15 protein-coding genes are annotated in these 14,621 nt (G+C 74.7%); 6 read left to right on the top strand and 9 right to left on the bottom strand.

From position 1 onward, the window contains the following. The first annotated feature begins 1 nt into the window (after position 1). Positions 2 to 652: an NAD(P)-dependent oxidoreductase gene (locus ABD335_RS16155; RefSeq protein ID WP_344323394.1), complete on the top strand. Its 651-nt coding sequence runs from the start codon at positions 2 to 4 to the stop codon at positions 650 to 652. 36 nt (positions 653 to 688) lie between these two features. Here ABD335_RS16155 and ABD335_RS16150 read toward each other — a convergent pair whose 3' ends face one another. After that, positions 689 to 1,234, bottom strand: a complete 546-nt coding sequence (locus ABD335_RS16150) for a hypothetical protein (RefSeq protein WP_344323391.1) — start codon at positions 1,232 to 1,234, stop codon at positions 689 to 691. Between the two features lie 377 nt (positions 1,235 to 1,611). On the opposite strand from ABD335_RS16150, the gene ABD335_RS16145 reads away from it, so the two are divergent. Beyond that, the gene (locus ABD335_RS16145; protein ID WP_344323389.1) at positions 1,612 to 2,445 is read left to right on the top strand and encodes a polysaccharide lyase family protein; all 834 of its coding nucleotides are present in this window, start codon (positions 1,612 to 1,614) and stop codon (positions 2,443 to 2,445) included. Positions 2,446 to 2,634: 189 nt separating this feature from the next. Here the strand turns inward: ABD335_RS16145 and ABD335_RS16140 are convergent, their stop codons facing one another. Next, the gene (locus tag ABD335_RS16140) at positions 2,635 to 3,240 is read right to left on the bottom strand and encodes a TIGR03086 family metal-binding protein (RefSeq protein ID WP_344323388.1); all 606 of its coding nucleotides are present in this window, start codon (positions 3,238 to 3,240) and stop codon (positions 2,635 to 2,637) included. A 326-nt stretch (positions 3,241 to 3,566) separates the two neighbouring features. On the opposite strand from ABD335_RS16140, the gene ABD335_RS16135 reads away from it, so the two are divergent. Next, positions 3,567 to 3,737 (top strand): hypothetical protein, encoded by a 171-nt coding sequence (locus tag ABD335_RS16135; RefSeq protein ID WP_344323386.1) that lies wholly within the window; start codon positions 3,567 to 3,569, stop codon positions 3,735 to 3,737. 33 nt (positions 3,738 to 3,770) lie between these two features. Here the strand turns inward: ABD335_RS16135 and ABD335_RS16130 are convergent, their stop codons facing one another. After that, positions 3,771 to 4,130, bottom strand: a complete 360-nt coding sequence (locus tag ABD335_RS16130) for a hypothetical protein (RefSeq protein ID WP_344323384.1) — start codon at positions 4,128 to 4,130, stop codon at positions 3,771 to 3,773. 515 nt (positions 4,131 to 4,645) lie between these two features. On the opposite strand from ABD335_RS16130, the gene ABD335_RS16125 reads away from it, so the two are divergent. Then, the gene (locus ABD335_RS16125) at positions 4,646 to 6,004 is read left to right on the top strand and encodes a hypothetical protein (protein ID WP_344323381.1); all 1,359 of its coding nucleotides are present in this window, start codon (positions 4,646 to 4,648) and stop codon (positions 6,002 to 6,004) included. Positions 6,005 to 6,176: 172 nt separating this feature from the next. Here ABD335_RS16125 and ABD335_RS16120 read toward each other — a convergent pair whose 3' ends face one another. The 4 genes from ABD335_RS16120 to ABD335_RS16105 all read right to left on the bottom strand — a co-directional run bounded on the left by ABD335_RS16120 (position 6,177) and on the right by ABD335_RS16105 (position 10,991). Then, a complete protein-coding gene (locus tag ABD335_RS16120) occupies positions 6,177 to 7,793 on the bottom strand; it encodes an ATP-binding protein (protein ID WP_344323380.1) in 1,617 nt (538 codons plus the stop codon). Between the two features lie 140 nt (positions 7,794 to 7,933). Further along, complete coding sequence (locus tag ABD335_RS16115; RefSeq protein WP_344323378.1) at positions 7,934 to 9,421, bottom strand: tripartite tricarboxylate transporter permease; 1,488 nt, start codon at positions 9,419 to 9,421, stop codon at positions 7,934 to 7,936. Further along, complete coding sequence (locus ABD335_RS16110; RefSeq protein WP_344323376.1) at positions 9,421 to 9,972, bottom strand: tripartite tricarboxylate transporter TctB family protein; 552 nt, start codon at positions 9,970 to 9,972, stop codon at positions 9,421 to 9,423. The genes ABD335_RS16115 and ABD335_RS16110 overlap by 1 nt, the downstream gene beginning before the upstream one ends. Positions 9,973 to 9,986: 14 nt before the next feature. Then, positions 9,987 to 10,991, bottom strand: a complete 1,005-nt coding sequence (locus tag ABD335_RS16105) for a Bug family tripartite tricarboxylate transporter substrate binding protein (protein ID WP_344323374.1) — start codon at positions 10,989 to 10,991, stop codon at positions 9,987 to 9,989. 154 nt (positions 10,992 to 11,145) lie between these two features. Here ABD335_RS16105 and ABD335_RS16100 point away from each other — a divergent pair, with 154 nt between their 5' ends. Beyond that, entirely contained in the window at positions 11,146 to 11,835 is a 690-nt protein-coding gene (locus ABD335_RS16100) for a response regulator (protein WP_344323372.1), read from the top strand. Between the two features lie 77 nt (positions 11,836 to 11,912). Here the strand turns inward: ABD335_RS16100 and ABD335_RS16095 are convergent, their stop codons facing one another. Both ABD335_RS16095 and ABD335_RS16090 read right to left on the bottom strand, forming a co-directional pair. Beyond that, complete coding sequence (locus ABD335_RS16095) at positions 11,913 to 12,656, bottom strand: ABC transporter permease (protein WP_344323565.1); 744 nt, start codon at positions 12,654 to 12,656, stop codon at positions 11,913 to 11,915. 46 nt (positions 12,657 to 12,702) lie between these two features. Next, complete coding sequence (locus ABD335_RS16090; RefSeq protein ID WP_344323563.1) at positions 12,703 to 13,686, bottom strand: ATP-binding cassette domain-containing protein; 984 nt, start codon at positions 13,684 to 13,686, stop codon at positions 12,703 to 12,705. A 156-nt stretch (positions 13,687 to 13,842) separates the two neighbouring features. On the opposite strand from ABD335_RS16090, the gene ABD335_RS16085 reads away from it, so the two are divergent. Further along, positions 13,843 to 14,607 carry a TetR/AcrR family transcriptional regulator gene (locus tag ABD335_RS16085; protein WP_344323369.1) on the top strand — a complete coding sequence of 255 codons (765 nt, stop codon included), beginning with the start codon at positions 13,843 to 13,845 and terminating at the stop codon, positions 14,605 to 14,607. Positions 14,608 to 14,621 lie beyond the last annotated feature (14 nt).

Here is a 14,621-nt window from a genome sequence, read left to right as displayed (position 1 = left end):
CATGCGGCTCACAGTTCTGGGCGCCACAGGGGGCACCGGTCGACAGCTCGTACGCCAGGCGCTGGACGCCGGGCACCACGTGACGGCGGTGGTGCGCGATCCGGCGCGGCTGACGGTGACGCCCGGACCGTCCGCGGCTCTCGAGGTGGTCACCGCCGACGTCACCGACGCCGAGGCGCTGCGCCCGGCGGTGGCGGGCCGGGACGCGGTGCTCTCCGCTCTCGGCGCGGGCAACAACGAGCAGGCCAGGACCCACCGGGTGGCGTCCCGGGGAACCCGCGCGGCGCTGGCCGCCATGGAGGCCGGCGGCGTACGGCGTCTGGTGGTGGTCAGCGCCGCGCCCGTGGGTCCGACGCCGGAGGGCGACAGCCTGTCCGGGCGTCTGGTCTACGCGGTGCTGCGGCGGGCCCTGGGCGCGCTGTACGAGGACCTGGCCGAGATGGAGAAGGCCATCCGCGACAGCTCGGCCGAGTGGACGGTGATGCGTCCGCCGCGGCTGCTCGACAAGCCCCTCACCGGACGGTACGAGCGGGCGCTGGGCGGTGCCGTGCCACGGCGTCACGCCATCGCGCGGGCCGATCTGGCCCACGCGATGCTGGCGGCGCTGAACGATCCGACGACGGTCGGGCAGGTGGTGGGCGTGGCCTCCTGAGCCGGCGCGGGAACCGCGTCCCGGCCGGACGCCGGGTCAGCCGGCGGTCCCGGCGGCTCGCGCGGACTCGGTCGCGGGCACGGTCGCGGACTCCGCCCCGGGGCTTCCGCCGGACGGCGCCGCCGACGACGCCAGGGAGATGCGCTCCAGGGTCCGGTGGGTGTCGGCGGGGCGCTTCTCGGGCTGCGCGGCCCTCTCGGAGCGGTCCGGCAGGGCGATCGTCGCGACCCCGGCCTGCGCCTGCGCGACGGAGCCGGACCCCTCGTCCCGCCGTCCCGCCGCGTGGCGGCCCGACTCGGCGGCCGGACGGTCCGCCGCCGCGGGGGCCGGAGCGGGCGCGGGGTCCGCGGCGGGCGCGACCGGTCCCTCCCCCGCGGGAGAGGCGGCCGGAGAGGCTTCCCTCGCGCTCAGCCGGTGGCTGACGGCCTCGTCGAGGGTGACGGCGCGCTGGAGCCTGCCGGCCAGTCGGCCGGCCTCCTGACCGAGGACCGCGAGGTCCTGCCAGTCCAGGTGGAGCACCACGCGGAGTTCGGCCCTCCCGCCCGGGAGGGCCCGCAGGGGAAGACTGCTTCGCTCTGTCATCGATCGTCCTCACGGTGGGGGCGGCGGCACGGACGGCGCGCACCGCGCGAGGGTGCGCGTCCGAGAGGGGATACGGCGCGGCGCCCCGGTCCGTTCATCCGCCCGCGCACGGCCCCGGCGCGGGGTTCTCAGGCGGTCGCACGGCCGCTACAGTCGAATGGGAGCGCTCCCACTGCCCCGTCGAGGAGTCGACGCGGCTCCTTCGGCGTCCCCCTCCCCCTCCCGTCCCGCGGCGATCGCCGGGACCGGCCCGGGGAGGCCCGCTCGACCGCACCGCACCTCCGGCACACCGCGACCGCCCCACCCGCGGACGGCCGAACCACCGCGTGCCACCGCGGCGGCAGGACCCGCGGCGGCACCCTCACAAGGAGAGTCACATGCCCCCCACACCACGCCCCCGCGCCCGCCGCGGACTCCTGACCGTCCCGGCCGCCGCCGCACTGGTCCTGACCCTGGTGGGCCCGGCCGGGGAGCCGACGGCCGCCGAGCCCCCGAAGGCACCCGCCGCGGCGGGCTGTCCGACGACCGGGACGGACGGCTTCTGCGACGACTTCGAGTCCCAGACCGGCACCCGCCCCTCCGGCCGTTGGACCGCCGGGGCCCCGAACTGCTCCGGCACCGGCACCGCGAGCGTGGACTCCTCGGTGGCGCACAGCGGCGGCAAGTCCCTGCGGATCGACGGCGGGGGCGGCTACTGCAACCACGTCTTCGCCGGCACCCCCCTGACCGGCGTGAACACCTCCGCCCCCTTCTGGACCCGCTTCTACGTGCGGCACACCACCCCGCTGCCCGCCGCCCACGTCACGTTCGCGGCCCTGCGCGACTCCGCCGACAACAACAAGGACCTGCGGATGGGGGGTCAGAACGGCGCCCTCCAGTGGAACCGCGAGTCCGACGACGCGACCCTGCCCGAGCAGAGCCCCAACGGCGTGTCGATGAGCAGGCCGCTGCCGGTCGGCGCCTGGACCTGTGTGGAGTTCCGGATCGACGGCCCCTCCGGGCGTCTGGAGACCTGGGTGAACGGCGCATCCGTCCAGGGCCTGGCCGTCGACGGAACGCCCACCCACGACATCGACGGCCAGTGGCTGCGCAGGGCCGGCTGGCGGCCCTCGCCCACGGACCTGAGGCTGGGCTGGGAGAGCTACGGCGGGGAGACCGACACGCTGTGGTTCGACGACGTGGCCGTCTCCGGCTCCCGCGTGGGCTGCTGACCCGGGAGCCCGCACCCGCACGCCCCCACGGTGATCCGCCCCCGGCGCGCGCCCGGGCCGCCCCACCGGCCCGGGCGCGCGCCGGGGAGCAGCGGTGCGCCGGACACCGGCGTGCGGCCCCGGACCGGCGTCCTTACCACGGAAGATCACGGTCACCGCCACTTCCCGCCAACCTCCGGCTCGGGCCGGTCACCCCGGGACGGGACCGGGCGACCAGGAGGGCCGCCGTCCGCCGAGGCCGACGGCGCGGTGCAGGAGCGGAGCGTCGGGCGGGACCTCCACGACGGGGCCGAACGTCCCCGCCCGGTCGGCCTCGTCGGTCGTCCGGGACAGGAGGTCGATCGACGCCCGCAGGCTCGCCTCGTCGCAGGTGTACTCCTGGCCGGTGGCACGGGCCAGGTCCCAGCCGTGGAGGACGAGTTCGTTCAGGGCCACCCGGCCCGCCACCTCGGCCGGCAGGGTGACGCCGCCGGCCTGGGTGGTGCCCTCCCAGGCCCCGGGTTCGCGCCAGGCGGCGACGAGTTCGTCCAGCAGGCGCGGGACGCGTGCGCGCCAGTCGGTCGGCAGGAGCGCCGCGGAGGGCCGGGAGGAGGTGGGGTCGACCCGCGTCGTCGGCCCCAGCTCCTTCCTGGCGGCGTCCCGGAAGGCGATGCTCAGGCCGAGGACGTGGTGCAGCAGGTCGCCCACCGTGGTGCCCTCGCACGGCGTCGGGGCCGCCAGCTGATCGTCGGCGATGTCCCCCACCACCTGGGCCATTCGCCGAGCCGGCGGTTCGAGATCGAGCATGGCGGTCATCTCCGGCCTCTCCTCTGTCTCCTCGTCGCGGTCGCGTGGCGCGCGTCCGCACGGCGCGCGGTCGGGCGGCGCCGTCGGCTGCGTTCGCCCGTGGTGACCGGCCGGCCGTCCGAAACTCATCGTTACCAGCGTCACAACGTGACCGTGTTCATGGCGGCGAGCATGATCCGCCCTGTACTGGGTATCCGCGCGCCGTTCCGTCCCTCTCGCGAACGCCGGGGAGGGACGGTCGTGTGAACGGCACGTGAAACGATCGAGGCGCGGCGTGTCGCGCCGCCCGGGACACGGTCCGCGACAGAGCGGACACGACAGGAAGGATCCTCACCGTGACGACCACCGCCACCAGGCCCGACCATCCCCCGATCTACGGAAGCCTGGTCGAGGAGCGCGGCGACGTCCTCGCGGAGACGCGTGAGGTGGCCGAGCGAATACAGCGTGAGACCAGGGAGGCCCTGGACTGGAGAGGGCTCGGTACGCCGCAGCACCGGCCGGAGTGACCTCCGGGCCGCGGCGTACCGCGATCGCATGAGTCAGGCGGTGGCCGGGAGTGGGACCAGGAAGAATTCCCGGCCGTCCCGCCCGATCACGCGCACCGGGTGCGAGGGCAGCGAGTCGAAGACGGCCGCCGCCACGGTCTCGGGGGCGTCGTCGGCGGTGAGCGGCGGACGCAGCGCGGCGCGGATCGCCGCGCGGGACGTCTCGGACGGGGTGGTGCGGCCGGCGAGCGCGGCGCACTCGTCGATCTGCTCGTCGCTCAGCTCCGGCCCGTACCCCCTCCGACGCGCCTCGGCCGCCACCACGGTGGCCAGCGCGGCACGGTTGTGGTCGCGACAGACGTCTCCGGGGGTTCCCTTGGGCTGGAAGTGGCGGGCGGTTCCTATCGAGGTCAACGGCGCCTCCGTGGGGATCCGTGAGGGGGGTGGGCGTGGACGCCTCCGGACCGGGAGGCGTCGGGGACGCGTGGCGCGGCACCCGGCGCCTGCCGTGGCGCCGCAAGCCCGCGACCTGGACTGATTCCAGGCTATCGGAGGGGACTGACAATCCCCGGTCCGTCGCGGGCCGGCCGGTGGGGCCCGGCGCGACGGAGGGCGACGGGGAGACGAGCGGAGGAGAGGGGCCCCGGCCGAGACGGGGGAGAACTCGACCGGGGCCGATTCGGGGATGCGGCGACGCGGTGGCGGAGGTCGCCTCTCGGCGACGGGCACCGCGAAACGTCGGCGGCTGCGATCACGCCCTGCGGGCCGGGGGAAGAGCCCGGGGGATCGCGGTCCGACCTTCGGCATCCACCTTCTTCAATATTAAATCACCCCCTCCGGCTCTCGCCCTCGGGGGCACCCCTCCTGCCCGCGGGCGCGTCGAAGGAACTTTCCGGGGTGCCGGGGCGACCGCTGGGTAGCCGAGCAGCATGAGGACAAACCGCCCCATCTCTCCCATACTCCGAGGACGGCGGGCGGGTCTGCTGTGGGTTGTCCTGCTCGCCGTCGCCGCCGTGCTCGTCGGCCCGGTGGGCAGCGCCCGGGCGGCCACCGACCTCGACAAGGTCGCCGCCGCCCTGCGGGACGACCCCGTCTACGTCGATCCCGCCGCGTCGGACAAGCTCTCCGACTCCGAGGCCGCACGCCTCACCGAGCAGATCCGGGCCGGCGACGTGCCGATCTACGTCGCCGTCCTGCCCGACGACCCCTCCTACGGCGACGACGCCGTCTTCGACCGGCTGCGCTCCGAGGTCGACCGTCCCGGCGTGTACGCCGTCGCGCTGGGTTCGCGCTTCGGCGCGGCGTCCGACTCCTCGGTCCTGAGCGGCTCGACGGCCTCCTCCCTCGCCGAGCAGAACCTCCGTGAGCACTCCGACCGACCCTCCGCCGTCCTCAGCGGCTTCGTCACCGACGTGCAGTCGGCCGCGCGCGGCGGCGACGGCGGCGACCGCGGCCAGGACCGGAGCGGCGAGTCCGGCGGCGGCGTGCTGGTGGGCTTCCTGATCGTCCTGGCCGTCTTCGCGCTCGGCGGCCTGTTCCTGGTGCGACGCTCGCGCGCACGACAGCGGCAGGAGGAACAGGCCGAGCTGGAGCAGGTGCGGGCGGCGGTCCAGGAGGACATCACGTCCTACGGCGAGGCCCTGGACCGGTTGGACTTCTCCCCCTCCGACCCCGACGTCACCCCGGAGATGCTCGACGACTACCAGCGGGCGCTGGACGCGTACGAGAAGGCCAAGGACGCCTCCGCGGCGGCCCGGCGTCCCCAGGACGTCCAGGCGGTGACCGAGGCGTTGGAGGAGGGCAGGTTCGCCCTGGCCGTGCTGGACGCCCGGCGCGAGGGGCGGGAGCTGCCCCAGCGGCGGCCGCCGTGCTTCTTCGACCCCCGGCACGGACCGTCCGTGCGGGACGTGGAGTGGTCCCCTCCGGGCGGCAGCCCCCGCGAGGTGCCGGTCTGCGCGGCCGACGCCACCCGGATCGAGGACGGACTGGACCCGGCCGTGCGGACCGTGCCCACGGCGACCGGCGAGCGGGTGCCGTACTGGGACGCGGGCCCGGCCTACGGGCCGTGGATGGGCGGTTACTTCGGCGGCTACGGCTCGATGCTGCTGCCGGGCCTGCTGTTCGGGACGGTCCTCGGCAGCAGTCTGGGCGGCTGGGGCTACGGCTACGGTCCCGGATGGGGGTACGGCGAGGACGGCTCCTCCGGAGGCGACGACTTCGGCGGTGGCTTCGGCGGCGGCGACTTCGGAGGCGGCGACTTCGGGGGCGGTTTCGGCGGCGACTTCTGAGGCGGTTCCGGCGACGACTTCCGAGCCGTCCCGCCTCCCGCGAGGACCCGCGGGAGGGACTCGCGAGGGACGCCGCCCGAGGGGCCCGGCACCGCGCGGTGCCGGGCCCCTCGGCGTCCTCACGCGTCCTCACGGCGGGCTCGTCCGGGCCCCGCGCGGCGGAGGCCGCCGGTCACCGCCCGTCGCCGGGCGCGGACCCGTCGCCGGGGTCGGTCAGCGCGTCCGGCAGGACGACCGTGAACACCGCTCCCCCGCCGTCCCGGTCCCCCACCGTGGCGCCGCCCCCGTACCGCTCGGCGAGGCGGCGCACCAGGGCCAGGCCGATGCCGCGGGGCCGGTGCGCGGGGGAATCCTTCAGCGTCCAGCCCTCGGTGAAGATCACCTCCCGCAGCTCGGCCGGGACCCCGGGACCGGTGTCGGACACGCGGAGCACCACCGTGCGTCCTTCCGCGCGCAGCGCCACCTCGACCCGGGCCTCCCGCGACCCGGAGGCCGCGTCCAGCGCGTTGTCGACCAGGTTGCCCACGACGGTCACCAGGTCCCGCGGGTCCACCAGGCGGTTCGGCAGCAGCGTGTCGGGGGCGACCCGCAGGGTCACCCCGCGCTCCGCCGCGACCGTCGCCTTGCCGACCAGCAGGGCGTACAGCAGCGGGTCGTGGATCCGCTCGGCCACCTGCTCGGCGGTCGTGCGGCGCACGCCGACGGCCTCGCCGAGGAACTCCACCGCCTCCTGGTGCATCCCCAACTCCAGCAGCCCCAGGAGGGCGTGGAGTCGGTTGGCGTGCTCGTGGTCCTGGGCCCGCAGGGCGTCGATCAGGCCGCGGGTGCCGTCCAGTTCGCGGCTCAGGAGCTCCAGCTCGGTGCGGTCGCGGAGGGTGGCGACGGCGCCGCCGTCGCCGGTCGGCATCCGGTTGGCCACGAGCACCCGCCCGCCGCTGACGGCCAGCAGGTCGGAGCCGGTGACCCGGCCGGCCAGCACGTCGCGCGTACGGCCGGGCGGGAGGACCTCCTCCAGCGGTCGTCCGATGTCCTCGGCCCGCAGGTCCAGCAGCCGCTGCGCCTCGTCGTTGACCAGCCGGACGCGCCCGCGGCCGTCCAGCGCCACGACGCCCTCGCGGATGCCGTGCAACATCGCCTCGCGTTCGGTGAGGAGCGCGGAAATGTCGGAGAAGGACAGGTCGTGGGTGCGGCTCCGCAGGCGCCGGGCGACGAGGTAGGCGGCCACCGCCCCGAGGGTCAGGGCGCCGCTCGCGTACGCCAGCAGGACCGGCACGGCGTACAGGAGCCCGTCGCGCACGTTGTCGTACGCGATGCCCACGGACACGGCGCCGACGATCCGGCCCTCGTCGTCGCGCAGGGGGACCTTGCCGCGGGCGGAGCGGCCGAGCGTGCCCACGTCGATCTCCATGACGTCGCGGCCCGCGAGCGCGGTGCTGGGGTCGGTCGACACGCGCCGCCCCACCCGGTCGGGTTCGGGGTGGGACCAGCGCACCCCGCGCCGGTCCATGATCACCACGTACGCGGCGCCGGAGGCGCGGCGGATCCGCTCGGCGGCCGCCTGGACCGGGCCGTCGGGGGAGGGCGGGGTCGTCCTCACCCCCTCGGCGAAGCGGGGTTCCGCGGCGGTGGTCCGGGCGATGGCCAGGGCGCGGCGCATCGCCTGCTCGTCGAGTTCGTCGCTGAACAGCGCGAGGAACAGCCCGGTCGCGAGCGCGGTGACCCCGGTGACGATCGCCAGTTGCGCCAGCAGCACCTGGGAGAAGACCCGGCGCGGTCCCCTGATCCGCATGTCCTCCCCTCCTCCGGCCCCTCCGCGCGGGCCGCCCCGGACGCGGGAGGGACCCGCCGCCCCGTCCGTCCGGGGCAAGGGTAAGCGGCCGGGCCGCGGCGTCCCCCCGCCGGGCCCGGCCCCGTACTCCGCGCCCCGGTTCAGGCCCGGCGCCGGCGCGCGTACCGGCCGACCAGGGGCCACAGCAGCACCAGGGCGGCCACGGCGTAGAGCACGATCGCCACCGGCTCGCTCCACAGTCCGCTCACCGCGCCGTTGCTGAGCTGGAGGGCGCGTCGCAGCTGCTCCTCCGCCAGCGGTCCCAGGATCACCCCGAGGATCAGCGGCAGGACCGGCAGCCCGAACCGCCGCATCACGAATCCCAACAGGCCCAGCACCAGCAGCACCACCAGGTCGACGGCCTGGAGGTTGACCGCGTAGGCGCCCAGCGCGGAGAAGAAGAGGATGCCCGCGTACAGGTGGGGGCGCGGGACGCGCAGCAGCTTCGCCCACACCGGCGCCAGCGGCAGGTTCAGCACCAGCAGCAGCACGTTGCCGATGAACAGGCTCGCGATCAGCGCCCACACCAGGTCGCCCTCCCGCTCGAACAGCAGCGGGCCGGGCTGGATGCCGTACTGGGTGAAGGCGGCGAGCATCACCGCGCCGATCGCGTTGGCGGGCAGTCCCAGCGAGAGCATCGGGACGAAGGAGCCCGCCGCCGCACCCTTGTTGGTGGCCTCCGGGCCGGCCACGCCCTCGATGGCGCCGCGTCCGAACTCGCCGTCGGGGCCCGCCAGCCGCTTCTCCGCGGCGTACGAGATGACGGTGGGGATCTCGCCGCCGCCCGCGGGGAGCGCGCCCATGGGGAAGCCGATGAGCACGCCGCGCAGCCACGGCTTCCACGACCGCCGCACGTCCTCGCGGCTCATCCACGGGCGTCCGACGGGCACCGGCCTCGGCGGGGTGCGCCGCAGGTGCGCGGCGACCCACAGGGCCTCGCCGACGGCGAAGACGGCGACCGCGACGACCACGATGTCGATGCCGTCCGCGAGCTGCGGCACGCCGAACGTCAGCCGCTGCTGTCCGGAGATCGAGTCGATGCCGATCAGGCCGATGGCCAGGCCCAGGGCGAGGGAGGAGAAGCCGCGCACCCGGGAGGAGCCGATGACGGCGGTCACCGTCGTCAGGGCCACCACCATGATCGCGAAGTACGCGGGCGCGCCGAGCGTCACCGCGAAGTCCACGACCAGCGGGGCGAGGAAGACGAGCATCGCGGTGCCGATGGTGGAGGCCACGAACGAGCCGACCACGGCGGTGGCCAGCGCCTGGGCGGCCAGTCCGCGCTTGGCCATGAGGTTGCCCTCGATGGCGGTGACCACCGACGCCGACTCGCCGGGGGTGTTGAGCAGGATCGAGGTGATCGCCCCGCCGAACATGCCGCCGTAGTAGATGCCGCCGAACATCACGAACGCGGCCGTGGGCTCCATGCCGAAGGTGACGGGCAGCAGCAGCGCCACGGCCATCGCCGGGCCGATGCCCGGCAGCACGCCGACCGCGGAGCCGATCAGCACGCCGACGAGCGCGTAGAGCAGGTTGACCGGGGACAGGACGGTCGCGAAACCGCCGAGCAGCGCGTCCAGCGTCTCCATCACAGGATTCCCTTCAGCACGCCCGGGGGCAGGATGATGCCCAGCCCGTAGGCGAACGCGTAGAACGAACCGACCGACAGGACGGCGGAGACCGCCGCGTCGCGCACCCAGCGGCGGCTGCCGAGCGCCCAGGCCGTGCCCCAGAACAGCACGGCGCCCGAGATCGCCCAGCCCAGCGGCTCGATGAGCGCGGCGTTCGCCAGGAAGAAGGCGATCACCAGCAGCACCGCGCGCCAGTCCATCGCCGCGTCGAGGTCGACGTCCTCGCCGCCCTCGGCCTCGCCGCGTCCGCCGCGCAGCACGTCCACCGCGAGGGCGACCGCGAGGACCAGCAGGGCGGCCCCGACTCCGATCGGCACGGCCTTCGGGCCGATCGGGTCGGTCTCGGCGCCGGGCAGGTCCGTCATCGTCAGGGCGTCGCACAGCACCACCGCGCCGAGCAGCGCGAGCAGCGCGCAGACCAGCAGCTCCGCGCGGTTGGGGCCGGCCTCGGCCGCCCGCTCGGGTCCGGCGGTCCCCGCCGCGTCCGGGGTCGTCTCCGTCTCCTTCATCTCCTCCGCCTCTCTCACCGGGTCAGCCCCAGCCGCTCGAGGGTCCTGGCGACCTTGGCGTTCTGTTCGGCGAGGAAGTCCTCGAACTCCTCGCCGTGCGCGAAGGCGTCGGTCCAGCCGTTGCGCCGGAGGGCGTCCTGCCACTCGTCGGACTCGCGCATCGTGCGCAGCGCCTCGGTCAGCCGCTCCCCGCGCTCCTCGGGGATGCCGGGGGCGGCGACCACCCCGCGCCAGTTGACGGCGGAGACGTCGATGCCCTCGTCGGCGAGGGTGGGGGCGTCCAGGCCCTCGACGGTCGTGGCGCCGGTGGTCGCCAGCACCCGCACGTCGCCCGTGGTGATCTGGTCGACCATCTCGCCGATGCCCGTGGCCGCCACGTCGATCTTGCTGCCGAGCAGCGCGGTGAGCAGTTCCCCGCCGCCGTCGTAGCCGATGTAGCGGGTGTCGGTCGGGTCGATGCCGGCGGCCTCGGCGACCTGCATCGGCAGCAGGTGGTCCGGCCCTCCGGGGGAGGAGCCGCCGCCGACCGACAGGCCGTCCGGGTCGCGCCGCCAGGCTCGCAGGAAGTCGTCCAGGTCGCGCAGCTTCGAGTCCTTCGGCACGACGATGGCGCTGGGGTCCTCGATCAGACGGGCCAGCGGCGTGGTGTCGGCCAGGCCCACCGCGGACTTGTTGGTGAAGACGGCGCCGACGACGCCGAGGCCCATCATCATCAGCAGCCTGCCGTTGCCGCGGGCGTTCACCAGCCGGGACAGCCCGATGGTGCCGCCCGCTCCGGAGATGTTCATCACCTCCATGCCGCGGGCCGCCTCGGACGCGGTCATGGCCTTGCCGAGGGTGCGGGCCGTGATGTCGTAGCCGCTGCCGGGACTGTTGCCGACGATCATGCGCAGCCCGGTGAGCGGACCGGAGGCGCCCGTCTCGCTCTGTCGGGTCACCCCGCACCCGGATGCCGCGGCGCACGCGGCCGGGGCGAGCACGACCGCGGCGGCGGAGCGCAGCAGTGTGCGTCTGTCCACGAGGACCTCACTTCCAGCACTTCCAGCGATTCGACGGCCAACCGACGGCCGACCGATGGGGTCCCGCAGACGCTGCCAGGAGGATGTGCTCCCGGTCACCATTCGCAAAACAGTGGTCGTTGAGTAACTTGTGGTCCCTCGGAGGAAGGGCCTGATGGAACACAGCGTTCTGGTCGTCGACGACGACTTCATGGTCGCGCGGCTGCACAGCGTGTACGTCGACCGGACACCGGGCTTCCGCACCGCGGGCGTCGCCCACGGAGCCGCGGAGGCGGTACGGCAGGCCGCCCGCCTCTCCCCCGACCTGGTGCTGTTGGACCTGTACCTGCCCGACGGTCCGGGCCTGGAGGCGCTGCGCCGCATCCGCGAGGTGGCTCCGCGGACGGACTTCCTGGTCGTCAGCGCCGCCAAGGACACCGAGACGGTGCGCCAGGCGCAGCGGGCAGGCGTGGTGAACTACCTGATCAAACCGTTCGAGCAGGCCGAGCTGCGGGCCCGGCTCGGCCACTACCGCGCCGCCCGCCTCGCCCTGGAGGGGACGCGGAGCGCCGACCAGGCCCATGTGGACCGGCTCTTTCCGGTCCCGGGCCCGGCGCAGGCGCGTCCGCGCCCCGACGCTCTGCCCAAGGGGCTCAGCGCCCCGACCGCGTCCCTGGTGGAGGGCGCCCTGCGGGCGGCGGGCCCGGAGGGTCTGTCGGCGAGCGAGTGCGCGGCCGGGATCGGCCTGTCGCGGGTCAGCGCCCGCCGCTACCTGGAGCACTTCGTCGCCGCCGACCGCGCCGGGGTCCATCTGCGGTACGGCACCACCGGCCGTCCCGAGCGGCGTTACACCTGGCGCTCCTGACCCCGCCCCCTTTCGGGCCCGCCCGGCACCCCCGTCGCCCCCGTCGTCCGCTCGGGCCGCGCGTTCGGGGCGTGCGCTCAGGCCGTGCGGCGCCGGAAGAGCGCCGCGGACGCCGCGACCGAGACGGCGAGGATGCCGGCGCACCAGGCCGACGCCTGCCAGGGGGCGTCCCCGACGGGCTCGTCCAGCAGCAGACCGCGCAGCGCCTCGATGACGGGGGTGACCGGCTGATTCTCGGCGAACCCGTGGAGCCAGTCCGGCATGGTCTCCACGGGCACGAAGGCGCTGCTCGGATAGGGCAGGAAGAGCACGAAGAAGGTGTAGCCGCTCGCGGCCTCGGGGGACTTCGCCAGCAGGCCGACCGCCGCGGACAGCCAGGAGAACGCCAGGACGTAGGCCGCCAGGACGCCCACCGCGGCCGCCCAGCCCGCCGGCGACGCCTCCGGCCGGAAGCCGATGAGGAAGGCGACGGCGAACACCGCGGCGGTGGCGACGGCGTTGCGGGCGACGCCGGCGGTCACGTGCCCGGTGAGCACGGAGGTGCCGCCGACGTCCAGGGACCGGAAGCGGTCGACGACGCCCTCGGTCATGTCGTTGCTCACGCCGACGGCCGTCGCGGCGGCCCCGTATCCGGCGCACAGCACCAGCACCCCGGGGACGACGTAGGTGACGTAGGCGGTGCCGGTGTCGATCGCCCCTCCGAAGAAGTAGACGAACACCAGCATCAGCATCACGGGGAGGATCAGCGAGGTCAGCAGCGCGTCGAGGTTCCGCGCGGACAGCCTCGTGCAGCGGACGGTCATGGTCAGGGCGTTGACCAGGCCCTGGAGCGGACTCCCGGACGCCGCGGCGCGGGGTGCGGTGGTGTCAGACACGGGCGGTCTCCTCACGGGCGGTCGCGGAGGTTTCGGCGTCGCCGCCGGCGGCGACGGTGGCGGTGCGGCCGGTGAGGGCCAGGAAGACGTCGTCGAGCGTGGCCTCGTACACGGCGAACCGGTCCACCGCGTCGCGGTCCGGGTCCACCCCGTCCAGCAGCGCCCTCACGTGCGCCGCGCTCCCGTCGGTGGGCACTCCCAGGAGCAGGCGGTCCGGGTCGTGGAGCACCGCGATGTCGCCGAGCCGCTCCGCGACCCGCGCGTACGCGGCGGGATCGGCGAGTGTGAGGTCCAGGCGCCGGCCGGCGATCCGCCGCTTGAGGTCGGCGGGAGTGCCCTCGGCGACCACCCGGCCGGCGTCGAGGAGGGCGACGCGGTCGGCGAGCCGGTCGGCCTCCTCCAGGTACTGGGTGGTGAGGAAGACCGTCGTCCCGGCTCCGGCGAGCGAGGCGACGAGTTCCCACATGCCCTGGCGGCTGCGCGGGTCGAGTCCGGTCGTCGGCTCGTCGAGGAAGACCACCTCGGGCCGGCCGACGAGGCCCGCCGCGATGTCCAGGCGGCGGCGCATCCCGCCGGAGTAGGTGCCGACCCTGCGGCGGGCGGCGCCGGTGAGGTCGAACCGCTCCAGCAGTTCCCCGGCGCGCTCGCGGGCCCCGCGCCGGGACAGTCCGCTCAGCCGGGCCATCATCCTCAGGTTCTCCTCGCCGGTCTGCTCCTCGTCGAGCGCCGCGTACTGGCCGGTGAGGCTGATGCGGCGGCGGACGGCACGCCGGTCGCGCACCACGTCGAAGCCGGCCACACGGACCCGTCCGGCGTCGGCCCGCACCAGCGTGGACAGGATGCGCACGGTCGTGGTCTTGCCCGCGCCGTTGGGGCCGAGCAGCGAGAACACGCTGCCGCGCGCCACGTTCAGGTCGACTCCGGCCAGGACCTTCACCGGCCCGTAGGACTTCTCCAGGCCGATCGCCTCGACCATCGGTTCGTCCGCCACGCGGACCGCCCCCTCTTCTTCCGCGTATTGGATACGCGCTTCTGTGTACGACATACGCTCTACTGCGTAAGGTATACACAGACCTAGGATGGCGGTCAACCGATCCGGAGATCACAGCAACGGCGGAGGCGGACGGAGAAGATGGCGAAGGACAGCGGCAGCGGTCTGCCCCCCGGGGTCGAAACCGCCTGGGGCCTGCGCGAACGCCCCGGCAAGGGGCCCCGGCCCGGGCTGAGCGTGGCCCGGATCGTCGACGCCGCCATCGACCTCGCCAACGCCGAGGGGCTCTCGGCGGTCTCCATGAGCCGGGTCGCCTCCGCCCTGGGCGTCTCCACGATGTCCCTGTACCGGTACGTGTCGTCCAAGGACGAGCTGCTGGTCCTCATGGAGGACACCGCCTACGGCCTGCCCCCGGAGGGCCCCGCGCCGGAGGAGGAGGGCTGGCGGACGGCGCTGGCGCACTGGGCCCGGGCGCAGCGCGACGTGCTGTACCGCAACCTGTGGATACTCCGCATCCCGATCAGCACGCCGCCCATCACGCCCAACTCGGTCGCCTGGATGGAGCGGGGTCTGGTCTGCCTGCGGGACACCGGGCTCGACGAGGGCGAGAAGACGCAGGTCATCCTGCTGGTCAGTGGTTTCGTCAGGAACGAGGCCACGCTGGCGGCGGACCTCGACGCCGCCACCCGGGCCTCGGGCAGGAGCATGGAGGACGTCATGGCCTCCTACACCCGGCTGCTGGCCGAACTGACCGACCCCCAGCGCTTCCCGGCCGTCACGGCGGTCCTCCGGGCGGGGGTCATGGACCGGCCGGACGGCCCCGACGACGAATTCGTCTTCGGTCTCGAACGCCTGCTGGACGGCATCGAGGTGCTGGTCCGGTCGCGGAACGCGTCGGGCCGCTGACGCGCGGCGGCGTC

Source organism: Streptomyces macrosporus (assembly GCF_039533145.1).
Classification (GTDB): domain Bacteria; phylum Actinomycetota; class Actinomycetes; order Streptomycetales; family Streptomycetaceae; genus Streptomyces; species Streptomyces macrosporus.
Note: the sequence above shows the minus strand (reverse complement) of the source record. Positions and strands in the feature narration are given on the sequence as shown.

Bases quoted from the DNA above. Each gene is read 5' to 3' on its own strand.
- ABD335_RS16155 (WP_344323394.1), top strand. From the start codon at position 2: ATGCGGCTCACAGTTCTGGGCGCCACAGGGGGCACCGGTCGACAGCTC.
- ABD335_RS16150 (WP_344323391.1), bottom strand. From the start codon at position 1,234: ATGACAGAGCGAAGCAGTCTTCCCCTGCGGGCCCTCCCGGGCGGGAGG.
- ABD335_RS16145 (WP_344323389.1), top strand. From the start codon at position 1,612: ATGCCCCCCACACCACGCCCCCGCGCCCGCCGCGGACTCCTGACCGTC.
- ABD335_RS16140 (WP_344323388.1), bottom strand. From the start codon at position 3,240: ATGACCGCCATGCTCGATCTCGAACCGCCGGCTCGGCGAATGGCCCAG.
- ABD335_RS16125 (WP_344323381.1), top strand. From the start codon at position 4,646: ATGAGGACAAACCGCCCCATCTCTCCCATACTCCGAGGACGGCGGGCG.
- ABD335_RS16120 (WP_344323380.1), bottom strand. From the start codon at position 7,793: ATGCGGATCAGGGGACCGCGCCGGGTCTTCTCCCAGGTGCTGCTGGCG.
- ABD335_RS16115 (WP_344323378.1), bottom strand. From the start codon at position 9,421: ATGGAGACGCTGGACGCGCTGCTCGGCGGTTTCGCGACCGTCCTGTCC.
- ABD335_RS16110 (WP_344323376.1), bottom strand. From the start codon at position 9,972: ATGAAGGAGACGGAGACGACCCCGGACGCGGCGGGGACCGCCGGACCC.
- ABD335_RS16100 (WP_344323372.1), top strand. From the start codon at position 11,146: ATGGAACACAGCGTTCTGGTCGTCGACGACGACTTCATGGTCGCGCGG.
- ABD335_RS16090 (WP_344323563.1), bottom strand. From the start codon at position 13,686: ATGGTCGAGGCGATCGGCCTGGAGAAGTCCTACGGGCCGGTGAAGGTC.
- ABD335_RS16085 (WP_344323369.1), top strand. From the start codon at position 13,843: ATGGCGAAGGACAGCGGCAGCGGTCTGCCCCCCGGGGTCGAAACCGCC.